18 protein-coding genes are annotated in these 16,482 nt (G+C 59.3%); 9 read left to right on the top strand and 9 right to left on the bottom strand.

The annotated features are described in order from the left end of the window. Nucleotides 1–81 precede the first annotated feature (81 nt). From BMX75_RS06045 to BMX75_RS06025, 5 genes are all read right to left on the bottom strand, one after another. Nucleotides 82–1,353, bottom strand: a complete 1,272-nt coding sequence (locus BMX75_RS06045; RefSeq protein WP_092826191.1) for a methyl-accepting chemotaxis protein — start codon at nt 1,351–1,353, stop codon at nt 82–84. Nucleotides 1,354–1,576: 223 nt separating this feature from the next. Then, complete coding sequence (locus BMX75_RS06040; RefSeq protein WP_092826189.1) at nt 1,577–2,233, bottom strand: DUF3047 domain-containing protein; 657 nt, start codon at nt 2,231–2,233, stop codon at nt 1,577–1,579. Between the two features lie 10 nt (nt 2,234–2,243). Further along, nucleotides 2,244–2,444 carry a zf-HC2 domain-containing protein gene (locus BMX75_RS06035; RefSeq protein ID WP_092826187.1) on the bottom strand — a complete coding sequence of 67 codons (201 nt, stop codon included), beginning with the start codon at nt 2,442–2,444 and terminating at the stop codon, nt 2,244–2,246. A 154-nt stretch (nt 2,445–2,598) separates the two neighbouring features. After that, the gene (locus tag BMX75_RS06030) at nt 2,599–3,165 is read right to left on the bottom strand and encodes a sigma-70 family RNA polymerase sigma factor (protein WP_092826185.1); all 567 of its coding nucleotides are present in this window, start codon (nt 3,163–3,165) and stop codon (nt 2,599–2,601) included. Between the two features lie 94 nt (nt 3,166–3,259). Then, nucleotides 3,260–3,817, bottom strand: a complete 558-nt coding sequence (locus BMX75_RS06025) for a carboxymuconolactone decarboxylase family protein (protein WP_092826183.1) — start codon at nt 3,815–3,817, stop codon at nt 3,260–3,262. A gap of 232 nt (nt 3,818–4,049) precedes the next feature. On the opposite strand from BMX75_RS06025, the gene BMX75_RS06020 reads away from it, so the two are divergent. Continuing rightward, entirely contained in the window at nt 4,050–4,634 is a 585-nt protein-coding gene (locus BMX75_RS06020) for a TetR/AcrR family transcriptional regulator (protein WP_092826181.1), read from the top strand. Between the two features lie 49 nt (nt 4,635–4,683). Continuing rightward, nucleotides 4,684–5,463, top strand: a complete 780-nt coding sequence (locus tag BMX75_RS06015; protein ID WP_092826179.1) for a ZIP family metal transporter — start codon at nt 4,684–4,686, stop codon at nt 5,461–5,463. Nucleotides 5,464–5,475: 12 nt separating this feature from the next. On the opposite strand, the gene BMX75_RS06010 is transcribed toward BMX75_RS06015, so the two are convergent. After that, a complete protein-coding gene (locus tag BMX75_RS06010; RefSeq protein WP_092826177.1) occupies nt 5,476–5,940 on the bottom strand; it encodes a MerR family transcriptional regulator in 465 nt (154 codons plus the stop codon). A 68-nt stretch (nt 5,941–6,008) separates the two neighbouring features. Here BMX75_RS06010 and BMX75_RS06005 point away from each other — a divergent pair, with 68 nt between their 5' ends. Further along, nucleotides 6,009–8,147, top strand: a complete 2,139-nt coding sequence (locus BMX75_RS06005; protein WP_092826175.1) for a heavy metal translocating P-type ATPase — start codon at nt 6,009–6,011, stop codon at nt 8,145–8,147. A 12-nt stretch (nt 8,148–8,159) separates the two neighbouring features. Here BMX75_RS06005 and BMX75_RS06000 read toward each other — a convergent pair whose 3' ends face one another. After that, nucleotides 8,160–9,173, bottom strand: coding sequence for an isocitrate dehydrogenase (locus tag BMX75_RS06000; protein ID WP_092826173.1), 1,014 nt, complete (start codon nt 9,171–9,173; stop codon nt 8,160–8,162). A 534-nt stretch (nt 9,174–9,707) separates the two neighbouring features. Between BMX75_RS06000 and BMX75_RS05995 the strand changes: the two genes are divergently transcribed. From BMX75_RS05995 to BMX75_RS05980, 4 genes are all read left to right on the top strand, one after another. Next, a complete protein-coding gene (locus BMX75_RS05995; RefSeq protein WP_092826171.1) occupies nt 9,708–11,198 on the top strand; it encodes a SulP family inorganic anion transporter in 1,491 nt (496 codons plus the stop codon). 35 nt (nt 11,199–11,233) lie between these two features. Then, on the top strand, nt 11,234–12,094 hold the full coding sequence (locus BMX75_RS05990; RefSeq protein WP_092826516.1) for a universal stress protein: 861 nt from the start codon (nt 11,234–11,236) through the stop codon (nt 12,092–12,094). Between the two features lie 151 nt (nt 12,095–12,245). Continuing rightward, complete coding sequence (cfa, locus tag BMX75_RS05985) at nt 12,246–13,406, top strand: cyclopropane fatty acyl phospholipid synthase (RefSeq protein ID WP_092826169.1); 1,161 nt, start codon at nt 12,246–12,248, stop codon at nt 13,404–13,406. 64 nt (nt 13,407–13,470) lie between these two features. Further along, nucleotides 13,471–14,415: an arsenic resistance protein gene (locus tag BMX75_RS05980; RefSeq protein WP_092826167.1), complete on the top strand. Its 945-nt coding sequence runs from the start codon at nt 13,471–13,473 to the stop codon at nt 14,413–14,415. 53 nt (nt 14,416–14,468) lie between these two features. Here BMX75_RS05980 and BMX75_RS05975 read toward each other — a convergent pair whose 3' ends face one another. Both BMX75_RS05975 and BMX75_RS05970 read right to left on the bottom strand, forming a co-directional pair. After that, entirely contained in the window at nt 14,469–14,852 is a 384-nt protein-coding gene (locus BMX75_RS05975) for a fluoride efflux transporter FluC (RefSeq protein WP_092826165.1), read from the bottom strand. Continuing rightward, nucleotides 14,849–15,238, bottom strand: a complete 390-nt coding sequence (locus BMX75_RS05970; protein ID WP_245748388.1) for a fluoride efflux transporter FluC — start codon at nt 15,236–15,238, stop codon at nt 14,849–14,851. The genes BMX75_RS05975 and BMX75_RS05970 overlap by 4 nt, the downstream gene beginning before the upstream one ends. Nucleotides 15,239–15,387: 149 nt before the next feature. Between BMX75_RS05970 and BMX75_RS05965 the strand changes: the two genes are divergently transcribed. Further along, the gene (locus tag BMX75_RS05965) at nt 15,388–16,242 is read left to right on the top strand and encodes a universal stress protein (RefSeq protein ID WP_092826161.1); all 855 of its coding nucleotides are present in this window, start codon (nt 15,388–15,390) and stop codon (nt 16,240–16,242) included. A gap of 15 nt (nt 16,243–16,257) precedes the next feature. Next, on the top strand, nt 16,258–16,455 hold the full coding sequence (locus BMX75_RS05960; RefSeq protein WP_245748385.1) for a TraR/DksA family transcriptional regulator: 198 nt from the start codon (nt 16,258–16,260) through the stop codon (nt 16,453–16,455). Nucleotides 16,456–16,482 lie beyond the last annotated feature (27 nt).

Here is a 16,482-nt window from a genome sequence, read left to right as displayed (position 1 = left end):
TTGAAGGCGGGGTAATGAAAACCTGCCAAGAAAAAAGTGCCAGCCTTTAAGGGCTGGCACTTTATTATTTGGCCAGCAAAGCTAGCTGGCTTCCTTGAGCGTTAGTTGGTCGATGGATGACGATACATTACGCGACCCTGTCAGTATTTCATTTACGATCGTTTCTATTTCGCTGATGCTTGCCTGGCTCGACTCGCTGCGGTCTATGACTTGCTTCATGGTCTGAGTGGTGCGTGTCACAAGGTCACTGTTTTCCCTGAGCACCAGGGTAATGCTGTCGACCGCTTCACTCGACCCTTTGGCCAGCTGGCGAACCTCATTGGCAACAACGGCAAAGCCGCGCCCCTGCTCTCCGGCGCGAGCGGCTTCCACCGCCGCATTAAGCGAAAGTAAATTGGTCTGGTTGGCAATATTGGCGATGGCCTCAGTAATCATGTTGATATTTTTTGCCTGCTCGTTGAGCGATTCAACCAGGCGTTGCGCCTCAACCAGCGCCTGGGCTGATTGCTGGGCGTCCTCCAGTACACGCTGCAAGTGAGACAGGCCGCTCTGGGCAATCTGCTCGGTTTCCGATGATGTCGATTGCGCCGTCAACACCGCTTGATTGGCGGCATGGGCTTCCTGCATGGCCGAGGTGATATCGGTGGCAAACTTGACCACTTTGAATACCTCGCCGTTGGCATCCGTAATCGGGTTATAAGTCGCCTCCAACCAGAGGCTGTGGCCTTGCGAGTTCAATCGCTCAAACTTGCCTTGCTTGAACTCGCCTCTGCCCAGTTCTTCCCAGAAATGCGGGTGTTGCTGGTAAAACGAGGGTGGGCATAACTGGCGATGATGCGAACCTGCCAGCTGCTCGTTGGTATAGCCTACCGCTTTCTCGAAGTTGGTATTGGCGTTGATTATTTCGCCTGTCGGGGTGAATTCAATCACTGCCATGGAGCTATCAAGCGCCTGCAGAACAGCGTCCTTGCGCGCCGCCTCCTGGTGCTTGGCCGTCACGTCATTGGCGACCTTGAAGACGCTCACGACACGCCCGCGTCGGTTGCAAACAGGCACATAGGTTGCCTCGAGCCATATGTCCTGGCCTCTGGCATCTATCCGCTTGAACGTACCCTGGTGGCTTTCTCCTTCAGAAAGCGAACGCCAGAATGATCGATACGCGGAAGAGCTCGCCTTGTTTTCAGTGCAGAACAGTCTGTGATGCTGGCCCTTGATGGCGTCCAGCGAATAGCCAACCGCATCCAGGAAGTGTTGGCTGGCGGCCAGAATAATACCGTCAGGGGTAAATTCGATGCAGGCGGTGTGTTGCATCAAGGCACGTCGATGGGCGTTATTCGTGTTGTCAAGAATCATGTCGTAAGTCCCAGTGTCTTCTAAACCGCCTGAGTAATTAGTGTATTGCGACTTTTTTTAATAGTTACACACATCCTATACGAAAGCGGCAAGGCTGACATCCTCTATCACCTTGAAGGCCGAGCGGCAGGTCAAAAACTGTTTTATATACCTCAACGGTAATATCAATGGGCGGTATGGAGGCGTCTGCTATCAGGCGTTGGGGGAATTCGAGAAACCGTTTTTAAGGGCAGTTTGGCAGCTGTCTAGTCGCGGAGAACCCGAGTTGGCTAAACCAGGCGGTGGCGTCACTGCCTGAGTTGTCGCCATCGCTCATCAAGGCGACACCGTCAATGGTGGTTACTGTGTCACCAAACAAGGTGGCAAAGTCGGCGCGCACGTCGCGTACTTCGGCGACCCATTCGCCCACCTTCGAGGCGCCGCCTTGCAGGGCCATCAGCTCGGCGCGGTCGGTAAATGCATTCGTCCAGGTGTTGCCCGCGTCCTGCGTCGACGACCAGACATAATTGATGGATTGAACCTGCCAGGGCAGCAGCCCCGTTTTACGCGCCACATAGACGCGAGCAGGGTAGTCGTCACCCGCCTTGGTGGTCTCATCGAGTCCCGGGTAGGTGGAGTCCACCTGCCAGCACCAGTGCAGGTAGGGCGTTTCATCGAGGTCGATTTCGCGTTCCAGGTAGCGTGCCGATGCCTGGCCCTGTGATTGGGCCATCAGCACCCTGGCACCATCCTTTTCGACGATCTCGTAATGGGTCTCACCGTCAAAGCTGCGGGTGGGCCAGGTCATGATCTGGTTGGGTGTCAACAAGATATCGGCCGTGGCCGTGCTGCTGATCATCAGCAAACCGGCGATAACCGCAACGCCGTGAAGTGGGCGCATAGGGCAACTCCTAGTCATCCTGTGTCGATGACGGTTTCAAGGCAGCAGGATGGTGTTCACCGATGGCATGCAGAAGGTCGAACTGACGCGCGCAGGCACGGCAGGCACCACACATGGAAAGGTGAAAACGTAGCGCCGTTTTTTCCCGTAGGGTAAGCACCCGATCCTGTTTAAGCGACATCAAGCGTGTGGCTTCACGGCACATCAGCATGGTTAACTCCTCGGCGAGCTTGCAAATCTAGCACGATAAAATTGGACAAGGGGTGAGGTTTCGTTGTTGGAAGAGGTGAAACTTTACAGTTGACGTTGGATTTTTTGGGGAGGGCATGCAAGTGCCATGAGTAATCCGCTAATTGGTATATGGGTTACGTTAACCAGCCTTTCTCGATGCAGTCGCGCAACTTCAACCGCGCGCGGTGCAGGATGACCCAGCAGTTGGACTCGGAGATATCGAGCACATTGCATATTTCCGGTGTGGAAAGCTCCATGAGTTCACGCATCGTGAACACGCGGGCCGTGTTTTCCGGCAATGCCACCAGGCAGGCATCCAACACTTTCCAGAAAGCCGTGTTTTCGAGCACCTGGTCGGGGTCGCCCCATGGCACTGGACGTTTCGTCGCCTGCCAGCGGCCGTTGTCCTGAAACAGGTTTTCCAGTGCGTCGTCGTCACTTTGCTCGTCACTCTGCCACGCGACAAAGCGGCCTTGCTGGCGGAGCCTTTCGAGTATCTTGTTTTTGAGGATGCCGAAGACCCAGGTTTCAAACGCTGAGCGCCCGCCAAAGGTATCGTGCTTTTCCAGTGCGGTGATCAGCGTGTCCTGCACGGTATCCTCGGCAGCGGCGTTATCGCGCAGCTGTAAGCGAGCAAAGGCGACAAGCTTGGGTCGTAGCGCCGCAATATGTTCATCGGGTGAATGCGTGGCGGTTATCACGGTAGAGAGTCCTCATGGAGATCGGTTGCAGTAGCGTTCCCATTTCCAAGCAGCATCCGTCTGTGGCCGCAAGGCGGCCACAGGTAGACAGGCATTATGATGCGGGTGCTTCCCAAGCAAGCGGCTTGAGCTCTTCGTTGAGCGGCGTGCCGGCAAGGTGGTTGGTGTAGTTCGAGAGCGTTTTCAGCGCGCAGGCAATGACCAGCTCCAGCACCTGCTGATGGGTGAAACCTGCTCCAAGGAAGGCATCAAGCTCAGCTTGCTCGGCCCAGCCGCGCTGAGCGTTCAAGTGGCGTGCAAAACGCGTCACGGCCGCCAGCTTGGCATCGTTGGGTGTCTTGCGATCGCGCAGATCCTTGACGGTCTCGTCGTCGGCACCGGCTTGTTTAATGCCACCGGTATGGGCGGCGACGCAGAACGCACAGTGGTTATCGGCACTGATGGCGAGCAGGGCCGCTTGCTGTTCCACCGGGCTCAGGCTGGTCTTGGCATAGATGCCGTCAAGGGTCAGATAGGCTTCGAGAAGCGTCGGCGCCTCGGCCATCTTGGCAAAGATATTGGGCAGGAAGCCCATTTTCTTTTCGGCGGCTTTCAGGTTCGCTTGCGCTGCTTCGGGTGCGCTATCGGTGGTATGCAATGGAAAATCGGCCATTTCGCTCTCCTTGGATCGATAAAAACAGTTGATGCAGGATTGCTGTATTGTGCCCTTTGATTATGGAACATTCGGTACATAATTTACAGTCACGGCAACTGTAATTGAATCGATAGAAGGTGAGCGGAGATGCGTCTGACTCCCCTAATCCCCCTGCAACATGTTAAATTAATGTCCTAGAGAGTGATTTGTCCCGTTGAAGCGTGGGCGACAGTTTCCAAGAGTGGTGACAATGACCATCGGCAGACCCTTACAGCATCAGCCGGAAGAAGCGCTAAAGGCGGCGGTTAACACCTTCTGGCGCTCTGGCTACTATCATACGTCCATGCGCGACCTGCTGGACGCCATGGCGCTGTCGCGCAGCAGCCTGTACCAGGCGTTCGGTAACAAAGAGGCGCTGTTCCTGCTAGCCCTGCAGAATTACCGCCAAGAGCTGTTGGCGTCGCTGTCAGAGCAGTTGGACGCCGCCGATAGCGCCTGGTCGTTTATCGAGCAGCTGTTGTATTCAGCCGCCGATACCGACAGCCAACAGGCATCGCTTGGTTGTTTGCTGTTCAACTCCGCCACCGAGCTGGGCGGAGAAGACTCGCTGCCAGCGCAGACCGCGCGTGATAGCGTGGCGAGCGTGACGACTTTCTTTCATGGCGTCATCAAGCGCGCCCAGCGCGAGGGCAGTATCGCTGAGACCCGCGATCCGCAGAGTGCTGCCCAGTTTCTGACACTGTCGATGTCAGGGCTGCGGTTATTGATGAAGAGCGGAGCCTCGAAGCATCAGGCGCAGCAAACCGTCGACTTTATTCTGCGCGGGCTGGGTTAGCGATAAACCCCATCTCGATGCCTCTCTTGATACAAGGCCCTTTTGGCGCATGGAAAATACCGTCTTACTCGGATTCTTGGGTAGCCTTGCCGCTGGCTCGTTGACGGCTGTCGGTGCATTACCGGTATTGCTGGGCAAAACCCCTGACCGCGGGTTTCGAGACCTGGCGCTGGGTTTTGCCGCCGGTGTCATGCTGGCCGCGTCGTTCTTTTCGCTGATCATTCCGGCGCTGGATGCCGCCGAAATCTATTACGCCGGTGGGCCGGTACCCCCTGCCATTGTCTGCGCGGCGATCCTGCTGGGCATGGGGGCGATTGCCTTGCTCAATGAACGCCTGCCCCACGAGCATTTCCAGCAGGGTCGCGAAGGCCCCGAAGCCGCCTCGCTGCGGCGGGTATGGCTGTTCGTCTTTGCCATTGCCATTCACAACCTGCCCGAGGGCATGGCCGTGGGCGTGGGGTTCGGTGCCAACGGTCTCGAAGGCGGCATGCCGCTGGCGATCGGCATTGGCCTGCAAAACATGCCGGAAGGGCTGGCCGTGGCGATTGCGCTCATGGGTGAGGGGTATTCACGGGTTCGCTCGTGGACGATCGCTGCGCTCACCGGGTTGATCGAGCCCATCGGCGGCCTGTTCGGCGCCAGTATCATCAGCGTATCGCAGATATTGCTGCCTTGGGGCATGGCCTTTGCCGCCGGGGCGATGCTCTATGTGATCAGCCATGAAATCATTCCCGAGACGCACCGCTGCGGGCACCAGAAGAAGGCAACCTCTGGTCTGGCCATCGGCCTTGTGATCATGCTGTTCCTCGACGTGTGGCTGGGGGCGTAACGCGCCGCCGCATCAACGTAGCGCCTCCGCCCCGCCATGGGCAGCATCGTGGCTGCACAGCCGGTGGTCGCTCAACACCTCGATAATCCGGCACTGGGCCACGCTGTCGCCGTCGCACTGGGCAACCGTGCGCTTCAGCTCGTCGCGCAGAACCATCAGCCGCTGAATGCGCGACTCCACCTCCGCCAGGTGCCGACGTGCCAGCTGATCGACCTGGTCGCACGGCTGGCTCGGGTGGTCGGCCATATCGAGTAGCTCCCGCACGGCCTCCACCGAGAAGCCGAAATCCCGCGCATGACGAATGAACATCAGCCGCTGCACAGTTGCCTCGCTGTAACGCCGCTGGTTGCCCTCATTGCGCGGGGCGGCGGGCAGCAGGCCGATCTTCTCGTAATAGCGCACGGTTTCCGGCTTGCAGTGGGTGCGGCTGGCGAGTTCGCCGATGCCGATAGCGGCCTGGCTTGGCGTGTGGGTCATGGCTTGAACCTCTAGTGACTACAGGTATTACGCTGACCCCAAGATAGCCGACTGGGAAGGACGATGCCATGACCACTCGCCAGCAAGACACCCGCGACACCGCGCGCCTGAATGTCCAGGGCATGGACTGTGGCGGCTGCGAGCGCAAGGTAGAGGCAGCGCTTGAAGGCTTGTCGCAGGTTGAACGGGTCAGCGCCTCCAGCATGAGCGGTACCGTGAGTGTGACCGCCCATGCCGACCAGGCGCTGGACCATGACAGCTTGAAACACACGCTTTCCAGGCTCGGCTATCCGGTGATTGAAGCCTCGCCATCGACGGCATCGACGCCGCGCTGGTGGCACACGACCAAAGGACGCCTGGTGGTGGTCAGTGGCGCGCTGCTGGTCATGGCGTGGCTGTTGGCCTGGCGTCTGCCTGAAGTGGGTGCCTGGCCATTCGTATTGGCCACGCTGATCGGTTGGCTGCCGATCGGGCAGGTGGCCTGGCGCTCGCTGCGCATGGGCAATCCGCTGACCATTGAAATGCTGATGAGTATCGCGGCCATGGGGGCTTTAACCATCGGGGCCGCCGCTGAAGCAGCCATGGTGGTGTTCTTGTTCGCGGTGGGTGAGCTGCTCGAAGGCGTGGCGGCCGGGCAGGCGCGACGCCGTATTGCCGCGCTGGGCAATCTGACGCCAGCGACGGCGCGTCTGCTTGAGGGGGAGGCCACCCGCGAGATAGCGGCGGATGCGTTGACGCCAGGCCAGCGGGTGCTGGTGCGCCCCGGCGATCGCGTGCCTTGCGATGGACGTATCATCGCGGGTACCTCCCAGCTCGACGAGTCACCCATCAACGGTGAGTCGGTGCCCCGGCAGCGGGCCACCGGCGAGGAAATCTGGGCGGGCACGGTCAATCTCGACGCGGCGTTAGAGGTAGAGGTCACCCGGGGGGCTGCCGACAATACCATTGCCCGGATTATCCATCTGGTCGAAGAGGCGCAGGCCGCCAAAGCCCCGGTGGCGCGCTTTATCGATCGCTTTGCCCGCTGGTACATGCCATTGGTTGTCGGAGTGGCCGTGCTGGTGGCGGTGGTGCCCCTCTGGTTGACCGGGCTTGCCTGGTCCGAGTCGGTCTACCGGGCCTTGGCGCTGCTGCTGATCGCCTGCCCGTGCGCACTGGTCATCTCGACACCCGCCGCCATTGCCGCCGGGCTTTCAACCGCGGCGCGGCGTGGGCTGTTGATCAAGGGTGGCGCCGTACTTGAACAGCTGGGCAAGCTTCAGCGCGTGGCAGTGGATAAAACCGGCACCCTGACCGCAGGCGCGCCCAGCGTGACCGATGTGGAGGGCTGGGACGAGCCCAATGAACAAGAGGTCGTCCGCCTGGCCGCTGCACTGGAGCAGGACTCGAACCACCCGGTGGCGCAGGCCATTGTGCAGCATGCAGAGCAGTTGGGGCTGTCGCTTGGCAGGGCATCCGAGGGGCAGGCTCAGGCCGGGCAGGGGGTCAGCGGTCGGTTCGAGGGGCGGGCGTTGACCCTGACAAGCCCGCGCCATTGGCAGGGGACCGAGACCCAGTCAGCGCGAATTGCCGCGCTGGAAGCAGAGGGTAAAACGGTGGTCCTGCTGCTGGCTGAAGGAATCGCGCTTGGCGTCTTGGCGCTGCGCGACGAACCCCGTGAGGATACGCCAGCCGCGATTGAAGCGCTCAAACGCCTGGGCGTCAGCGTGGTGATGCTCAGCGGCGATAACGCGCGCACGGTAGCGGCCATGGGGGAACAACTGGGCATTGAGGCCGAGGGCGAATTGATGCCTGAAGCCAAGGCACAGCGGGTACGTGATTGGCAGGCACAGGGGCTTGGGCCGGTAGGTAAAGTCGGCGACGGTATCAATGATGCCCCGGCGCTGGCGGCGGCAGACGTGGGGATCGCCATGGGCGGTGGAACCGATGTGGCGCTGGAAACCGCCGATGCGGCCCTGCTGAAGAACCGTGTGATGGGGGTTGCCGAACTCATCGCGCTGTCCCGGGCGACGCTGAACAACGTCAAGACCAACGTGGCGCTGGCGCTGGGTTTCAAGGCGTTGTTTCTGGTGTCGACCGTGCTGGGCATCACCGGCATGTGGGTGGCGGTAATGGCTGACACCGGCGCTACCGTGCTGGTGACGCTTAATGCGATGCGCCTGTTGGGCTACCGGTTTCGCTCACCGGCCATTACGCAAGGCCGGTGAGCGGAAGCAGGATCAGCGGCCGACGTAGTCCACCAGTGCTTCGGCAAAGGTGTCGGTGGTGCCGGTGCCGCCCATGTCCGGGGTGACCATATCGCGGCGGTTTTCCAGCACGTCGCGAATCCCCTTGCGGATGGCGGTGGCTTTGTCGTCCATGTTCAGGTGGTCGAGCATCTGCGCCGCGGCCAGCAGCAGCGCGCAGGGGTTGGCGATCTTCTTGCCTTCGATATCCGGCGCGGAGCCGTGCACAGCCTCGAAGATCGCCGCTTTTTCGCCGATGTTGGCGCCCGGTGCCAGGCCAAGCCCGCCGACCAGACCCGCGCACAGGTCCGACATGATGTCGCCAAACAGGTTAGTGGTCACCACGACGTCGAACTGATGCGGGTTCATGACCAGCTGCATGCAGGCGTTGTCGACGATCATTTCCTGGAATTCGATGTCGGGGTATTCTTCGGCGATTTCCCGGGCAACGTCCAGGAAAAGCCCGGAGCTGGTCTTGATGATGTTGGCTTTATGTACGGCGGTGACTTTCTTGCGGCCGTTGCTTTTCGCCAGTTCGAAGGCATAGCGCACGATGCGCTCGGAGCCTTTGCGGGTCACCTTGATGACCGACAGGGCAGTATTGCCATCGTCGGTGTATTCCTGGCCATCGGCGAGGTAAGCCCCTTCGGTGTTTTCCCGCACGGTGATCATGTCGATGTCGTCGTAGCGTGACTGAGTGCCGGGAAAGCTGATCGCAGGGCGCACATTGGCGTAAAGGTCGAAGTGACGGCGAAGCTGCACGTTGATGGAGGAGAAGCCCTTGCCGATCGGCGTGGTAAGCGGGCCCTTGAGCGCGATACCGTGTTTTTCGATGGCGTCCAGCGATGCCTGGGGAATCAGCGTGCCGTGTTTGTCCAGCGCGCCCAGACCGGCGTCGATAAATTCGTACTCCAAACCGCAATCCAGGGCATCCAGCACGCGTAGCGTGGCGTCCATGATTTCGGGGCCGATACCGTCGCCTTTGATCACTGCTATGGAATGGCTCATCTACTGCTCCTCTTCTCTCGGCGGGGGCCGCTTCAACGTGGAAAGTTGGGACTCGATCAGTCGGTATATTGCATTGCAATGGTACGCCAAAGTGGTGGGCTTGGGCACCCTGCAGTCGTCGAACATGGTGCCTGCCTGACTGTTGTCAAGGAACGCCAACGGCCATGGCCGGGTGCAGGGTGGTAAAATTACTGTTAAAATCCTCCGCCTTTCGCTGGCGCCTTTCTGGTTCAGGCCAGGCCAACGAATCCGTGTAGATGACACAGTGACCTTGTTTATGACGTTACCGGCACTTGCCACCTCAGGGCTGATGACTCCGCCCTAGGCTTTCCTTCCTGTTTGCTGTGCATGACGCCTTCACCCGGCTGTCATCGCCTGGCGGTATCCTTGCATACCGTTTTTGCTATGCCCTGACGTCAGCGTACGTCGCTCTCTCAAGCACCATCATTGTATCAAGCGCTTCACGTGCCGCTGTCGGGTGTTCTACGCCCCGCGTTTGCGGCCTGTCGTTAACCTTCAACCATGGACCCCCGCATGTACGAAAAATTTAAACAGTCTTGGCTCTCGAACCCCAAGGGCGACACCCTGGCGGGTATCGTGGTGGCACTTGCCCTGATTCCCGAGGCCATCGCCTTCTCGATCATTGCAGGGGTCGACCCGAAAGTCGGCCTCTACGCCTCCTTCGCCATCTGCGTCATTATCGCTTTCACCGGCGGGCGCTCGGGCATGATCTCGGCTGCCACCGGGGCCATGGCGCTGCTGATGATCACCCTGGTCAAGGAGCACGGGCTCGAGTATCTGCTGGCCGCCACGCTGTTGACCGGGGTGTTCCAGATCATCGCCGGCTACCTGAGGCTTGCCGACCTGATGCGCTTTGTCTCGCGCTCGGTGGTCACGGGGTTCGTGAATGCCCTGGCGATTCTGATTTTCATGGCCCAGCTGCCTGAACTGACCGATGTGACCTGGCACGTATACGCCATGACGGCGGCGGGCCTGGCGATCATCTACGGCTTTCCCTATGTGCCCGTTATCGGCCGGATGATTCCTTCGCCTTTGGTGTGCATCGTGGTACTGACCGCGGTGTACATGATTACCGGCATGGAGATTCGCAGCGTGGGCGATATGGGCGAACTGCCCGATAGCTTGCCCATCTTTCTGTGGCCGGACGTGCCGCTGAACCTTGAAACCCTGATGATCATCCTGCCGTACTCACTGATGCTGACCGTGGTGGGGCTGCTGGAATCCATGATGACCGCGACGATCATCGACGATCTGACTGATACCAAAAGCGATAAAAATCGCGAGTGTAAAGGCCAGGGTATTGCCAATATCGGCTCGGGCCTGATCGGCGGCATGGCGGGCTGTGCGATGATCGGCCAGTCGGTGATCAACGTTAAATCCGGTGGGCGTCGGCGTACCTCGACCCTGATTGCCGGTGTTGCCCTGTTGTTGATGGTGGTGTTCCTCGCCGACTGGGTCTCGCAGATTCCCATGGCGGCGCTGGTTGCGGTGATGATCATGGTGTCGGTGGGCACCTTCAGCTGGGAGTCCATCCGCGATCTCAAGAAACACCCCATGAGCACCAATATCGTGATGGTGGCGACCGTGGCGGTGACCGTGGGCACCCACAACCTGGCGATTGGGGTCTTCGTGGGCGTGCTGCTGGCGGCGATGTTCTTCGCCAACAAGGTCGGCAACATCATGTACATCGGGTCTAAAGAAGTGGAACCCGGCACTGAGCGTGAATATCAGGTCGTGGGTCAGGTGTTCTTTGCGTCTTCCGAGCGCTTTATCGAAGCCTTTGATTTCAAGGAAAGCATCGACAAGGTCACCATCAATCTCTCCCGGGCCCACTTCTGGGATATCACCGCCGTGCAGGCGCTGGATCGGGTGGTGATCAAGTTCCGCCGCGAAGGCACCGAGGTTGAGCTGATCGGCCTCAACGAGGCGAGCGCCACCGTGGTGGATCGTTACGCCGTGCACGACGACCCCGTGGCGGTGGAAAAACTCATGGGCGGCCACTAACCAGCAAGGAGTGCACAATGTCTGATCAATTCTCAATGTCCGGTCAGGTACTGGCCGCCATCGACGGCTCATCGTTTTCAGAAAGCGTCTGCGATTACGCCGCCTGGGCCAGCCAGGCGCTGAATGCGCCGCTGGTGTTTGTTCACGTCGTGGACAACCATTCGCAAGCGCCCGAAGACCCCAATTTGTCGGGCAGCCTGCGCCTCGGGGCGCGGGAAAAACTCATGGAAGAGCTTTCCGACCTTGACGAGCAGCGGGCCAGGATCAACCGCGAGCAGGGCAAGCTGATGCTCGAGGCGGCCAAGGCGCGTGCCATTGAAGACGGCATCGCCGACCCCGCCACCCGTCAGCGCAACGGTACCCTGGTGGAAACCCTGGTAGAGCTTGAAAGCGATGTGCGTCTGCTGGTCATGGGCAAGCGCGGTGAAACCGCCGACCAGGCCAGCGGTCATCTGGGGTCAAACCTCGAGCGCGTGGTGCGCGAAATGCACCGGCCGATCCTGATGGTGCCGCGCGGCGGCTTTAAAGCCCCGGCAAAGGTCATGATGGCGTTCGACGGCAGCAAGACGGCGCGGAAGGGCATTGAAATGCTCGCCAAGAGCCCGCTGTTCAGCGGCATTGCCTGCCATGTGGTGATCGTCGGTGCTGACACCGGCGAGAACAGCTCGCAGCTCGAGTGGGCGCTGGCCACCCTGCGCGAGGCCGGCCACGAAGCCGAAGGGGCGATTCGCGCCGGTGAGGTGGAGGCCACGCTTCACGCCTACGCCAAAGACAATGGCATCGACATGATGGTGATGGGCGCCTACGGCCATTCGCGCATTCGCCACTTGCTGGTGGGCAGTACCACCACCGACATGCTGCGCAAGAGCACCATTCCCGTGCTGATATTGCGCTAAGCGCTGCCCCAACCGGCCCCTTCCGATGGAAGCGTGGCCGGTTTTTTGTGGCTGAAGAAAGTGCCGCCAACTTCACCAAATGTCGATCTTGGTTCTATGCTTAGTGAAGAGGTGTTACCAATTCACTCATAGGCAAAGGTGGGGTGTAACCTTGAATTTACCAACCTTGGATACGCAAAAAACGGTTTTTGACGAACGCTCATCATCCCATCGCTTCGTCGCGGATTTATTGAAACAGGCGGATATTGCGATTAATGGCCACCGCCCTTGGGATATTCAACTGAAAGCGCCAGGCGTTATCGATAGCGCCCTTTCGCGAGGCAATCTGGGGCTTGGCGAAAGTTATATGAATGGCGACTGGGATGCCAAATCTCTGGACCAGTTCTTTTATCGCCTGATGCGCGCCCAGCTCCACCAGCGGATCCGGCCCACGCAGCTTGTCTATCACTCACTGCGCTCCCGGCTGCTCAATCGCCAGAACGCCAAGCGGGCCTGGGAAGTGGGCGAAAAACACTACGATCTGGGCAACGAATTCTACGCGGCCATGCTCGACAAGCGTATGACCTACACCTGTGGCTACTGGAAGGACGCTGCAACGCTTGATGATGCCCAGGAGGCCAAGCTCGATCTGATTTGTCGCAAGCTGGACCTCAAGCCCGGTATGCGGGTGCTGGATATCGGCTGCGGCTGGGGGAGTTTCATGGCCTACGCGGCCGAACATTACGGCGTTGAATGCGTGGGCCTGACGATTTCCAAACAGCAGGCCGAGTTTGGCAAACGCTTGATGAAAGCCGGGCTGCCGGTTGAGTTCCGGCTGCAGGACTATCGCGATGAAACCGAGCAGTTTGATCGTATCGTCAGCGTGGGTATGTTCGAGCACGTGGGGCGCAAGAACTATCGCGAATACATGGAAGTCGCCAACCGCTGCCTGAAAGAAGATGGTCTCTTTCTGCTTCACACCATCGGTAAGAATTTAAGCACAACGTCAACCGACCCGTGGATTGATAAGTATATTTTCCCCAATGGCGAACTCCCCACCCTCGGTCGAGTGACCGACGCGGCGGAGGGGTTATTTGTGGTCGAAGACGTCCATAATTTTGGTGCCGATTACGACAAGACGCTGATGGCCTGGCATAAAAACTTTGAAGCCAACTGGGCGCAATTCAAGGAGCAGTTTGACCACACCTTCTACCGCATGTGGCGTTATTACCTGCTAAGCTGCGCTGGCGCTTTTCGTGCTCGTGAAACCCAGCTGTGGCAGTTTGTGCTCAGCAAGCAAGGTGTGGTGGGCGGATATGAGCGCGTGAGCTAACCATCTCTCGGGCATGACCCGCCCCCTGCAACGGCCATTTGACTCAGGAGCAGACGCTACCTTGATGCGCGACACCCTGGAAAAGTATCAAGTCTGGCTTTATCTGTTGGCCATTGTTGCCGGTATTGGTTTGGGGTCGCGTTGGGAAACGGTTCAGGCATGGGACATCGCCCTCTGGCCGCTACTTGGCGTGCTGCTATACGCCACCTTTACCCAAGTGCCCCTTTTGAATATTTCCCAAGCCTTCAAAGACCGGCGCTTTATGGGTGCACTGGCGTTGGGCAACTTCATCGTCATGCCGTTGGTCGTGTGGGGATTGACCACGCTTTTTGGGTTGGAGGGCGCTGTGCTGCTCGGTGTCCTGCTTGTTTTGCTGGTGCCCTGCACCGACTGGTTTATCAGCTTTACGTATCTTGGGCAGGGAGACAGTGCCAGGGCAATTGCCGCGACGCCCGTATTGCTTCTGCTGCAGATAGTACTTTTGCCGCTTTATGTCGCGTTAATGATGGGCGAGCAGTTTGTCGGTGCCCATCTGCTGAGCGACTTGTTGCCTGCCTTTTTAGGGCTGATCGTGACGCCGTTGCTACTTGCCTGGCTGACCGAAAAAGGGGCCGCGCAATCCGCTGCACTCAAGCGAGGCGTTGAGGTGATGGGGTGGCTACCCGTGCCTCTGCTGGCCACGGTGGTGTTCTTGATTGCGGCCTCGCAAGTACATGTGATTATTGAATCACAAGAAGTGCTTTGGCGAATCGCCGTGATCTTCGTGCTCTATCTGTTGGCGGCAGTCTTGGTCAGCAAGTCGCTTTACACACTCTTTCGTCTTCCCGCGGCGGCCGGCCGGACGCTGGTGTTCAGCCTCGGCACCCGCAATTCCTTTGTGGTACTCCCGCTGGCGATTGCGTTGCCCGATATCTGGGCCGCGGCGGTGGTGGTCATTGTCCTGCAGTCACTGGTCGAACTGCTGGGCATGGTGGTCTACCTCGCCTGGGTACCGCGGCTGGTAAAGTAAAACAATCACCGGCCGAGTCGAGAGCCGGTTAAGCGCGGATCAAGCTGGATAACTTAACCGCTATGGGCGCAGCGTTGCCCTGCCCATACGGCCACCAGCCATAAAGGCAGACTGACAGCGATATAAGCAAACGCCAGGAGGGGTTGGGTCTGGGCAAGTGAAACGACCTCTAGGCTGAACAGCGAAAAGGTGGTGAACCCGCCGCAAAAACCAGCCACCCAGAAGGGCTGCCAGCGTTTGCGTTGCGCATCGGGTGCCCGGGCAATGCGTCCGGCAAGCCAGCCGATCAGCCCTGAGCCGACGACATTGACCAGAAGCGTCCCCCAGGGAAAGGCGCTCCCGAAACTGCCTGCCATCGATAACGAGATGACGAAACGCAGCGCACTGCCCAGACCACTGCCCAGGCCAACCGCGGCATAGGTGGCAAGCGCCTTCATAGGCCCCCTCCCGCTAACCATGCACCTAAGCACAGCGCCGCCACGCCGAATGTCAGCGTGCTGATGATATTGGCAAGCGCCTTGCCTCCCATGCCGCTTTCCCACAGGCCCAGGGTTTGCAGGCTGAAGGACGAGACCGTCGTGAAGCCGCCCAGCAGCCCGACGGCGATAATCAGCCAGGCACCCCCTGAGGGTGGGCTGCCCTGATGGAGTGTGCTCGCCAACCCGCCAAGGGCAAAAGCGCCCAGCAGGTTAACGGCCAGGGTGCCCCAGGGAAAGGCGATACCCAGCCATTTGGCAAATAGATTAGAGAGGGCGACGCGGGCCATGCCGCCGAAAGCCCCGCCCAACGCCACCAGCATCATGCTACCCCAGCTAATACCCAAGATACGTCCCCTTGCCAATTCGCCCTAGTGGTCATCAAGCTTATCATGTTGAGGTGTCGGGGCCGTCGCTGTTGCCGGTCAATAAGTTCGTGTAAAAAGGTGGGCGACAACAATAATGTGTATTGCACCCGCTCAAGTGAGGTTAATCAATGTCTGATCGAGTATTGGCGGCTATCGACAGTTCCCAGTTTTCCGAAGGGGTATGCGACTACGCTGCCTGGGCGGCCAAGGCGCTCGATGCGCCGCTCGCGTTTATTCATGTGCTGGATAACCGCCCGCAAGTCTCCGAGCCTGACCTGACCGGCAACCTGGGACTGGGCACCCGCGAGCACCTACTGGAAAAGCTATCCGACGTCGAAGAACAGCATGCCAAACTGGCGCGTGAGCGTGGAAGGCTTGTGCTGGACGATGCCAAGCAGCGAGCCCTGAAAGCGGGTGTCGAAGCGCCGGATACCCTGCAGCGCAACGGTACCTTGGTGGAAACCCTGGTCGAGCAGGAAAAGAGTGTACGCCTGCTGGTGGTGGGTAAGCGTGGCGAAACCGCGCACCAGGCCAGCGGCCATATAGGCTCAAACCTGGAGCGGGTGGTGCGCGAAGTGCACCGGCCTATCCTGATGGTGCCCAGGACATTCACCCATCCCGAAAACGTCATGATGGCCTTCGATGGCAGCAAAACAGCGCGCAAGGGCGTTGAAATGCTCGCCAAAAGCCCGTTGTTTAACGGCACGACCTGCCACATTGTCATCGTCGGCGCAGAAACCGCCGAGCACCGTTCACAGCTGGATTGGGCGCTGTCGACCCTGACGAGCGCGGGCCATACTGCCGAAGGCGCCATTCGAGCGGGTGACGTCGAAGAAACCTTACGCGCCTACAAAGAGGAACATGGCATCGATATGCTGGTCATGGGCGCCTACGGCCACTCGCGGATTCGCCATTTGCTGGTTGGCAGCACCACCACCGCGATGTTGAGGAAGGCCCAGCTGCCGGTACTGATCCTGCGCTAGGGGCTGGCCGCTTGGTTGGCCAAGCAAGTAAATGCGGGCCAGGCCAAGGCCGAAGAGCAGTGTCGCCAGCAAAACGTGGCGCGTATCGCGGGCGCCTTGCAACGTCTCGAGCAAGGTGTCTTCGGTGAATGTATCGAATGCGGTGAATGGATTAACATTAAACGACTGGAAAGCGATCCGCTGGTGCTCAAGTGCATCGACTGTGCTGAGTAGCTGGATGACAACGGATTCAACGACAAT

Source organism: Vreelandella subterranea (assembly GCF_900111305.1).
GTDB lineage: Bacteria > Pseudomonadota > Gammaproteobacteria > Pseudomonadales > Halomonadaceae > Vreelandella > Vreelandella subterranea.
This window is presented reverse-complemented; position numbering and strand designations above follow the sequence as displayed.

Bases quoted from the DNA above. Each gene is read 5' to 3' on its own strand.
- BMX75_RS05990 (WP_092826516.1), top strand. From the start codon at position 11,234: ATGTCCGGTCAGGTACTGGCCGCCATCGACGGCTCATCGTTTTCAGAA.
- BMX75_RS06005 (WP_092826175.1), top strand. From the start codon at position 6,009: ATGACCACTCGCCAGCAAGACACCCGCGACACCGCGCGCCTGAATGTC.
- BMX75_RS05995 (WP_092826171.1), top strand. From the start codon at position 9,708: ATGTACGAAAAATTTAAACAGTCTTGGCTCTCGAACCCCAAGGGCGAC.
- BMX75_RS06045 (WP_092826191.1), bottom strand. From the start codon at position 1,353: ATGATTCTTGACAACACGAATAACGCCCATCGACGTGCCTTGATGCAA.
- BMX75_RS06015 (WP_092826179.1), top strand. From the start codon at position 4,684: ATGGAAAATACCGTCTTACTCGGATTCTTGGGTAGCCTTGCCGCTGGC.
- BMX75_RS06025 (WP_092826183.1), bottom strand. From the start codon at position 3,817: ATGGCCGATTTTCCATTGCATACCACCGATAGCGCACCCGAAGCAGCG.
- BMX75_RS06020 (WP_092826181.1), top strand. From the start codon at position 4,050: ATGACCATCGGCAGACCCTTACAGCATCAGCCGGAAGAAGCGCTAAAG.
- BMX75_RS06035 (WP_092826187.1), bottom strand. From the start codon at position 2,444: ATGCTGATGTGCCGTGAAGCCACACGCTTGATGTCGCTTAAACAGGAT.
- BMX75_RS06010 (WP_092826177.1), bottom strand. From the start codon at position 5,940: ATGACCCACACGCCAAGCCAGGCCGCTATCGGCATCGGCGAACTCGCC.
- BMX75_RS05980 (WP_092826167.1), top strand. From the start codon at position 13,471: ATGCGCGACACCCTGGAAAAGTATCAAGTCTGGCTTTATCTGTTGGCC.
- BMX75_RS06000 (WP_092826173.1), bottom strand. From the start codon at position 9,173: ATGAGCCATTCCATAGCAGTGATCAAAGGCGACGGTATCGGCCCCGAA.
- BMX75_RS05975 (WP_092826165.1), bottom strand. From the start codon at position 14,852: ATGAAGGCGCTTGCCACCTATGCCGCGGTTGGCCTGGGCAGTGGTCTG.
- BMX75_RS06040 (WP_092826189.1), bottom strand. From the start codon at position 2,233: ATGCGCCCACTTCACGGCGTTGCGGTTATCGCCGGTTTGCTGATGATC.
- BMX75_RS05965 (WP_092826161.1), top strand. From the start codon at position 15,388: ATGTCTGATCGAGTATTGGCGGCTATCGACAGTTCCCAGTTTTCCGAA.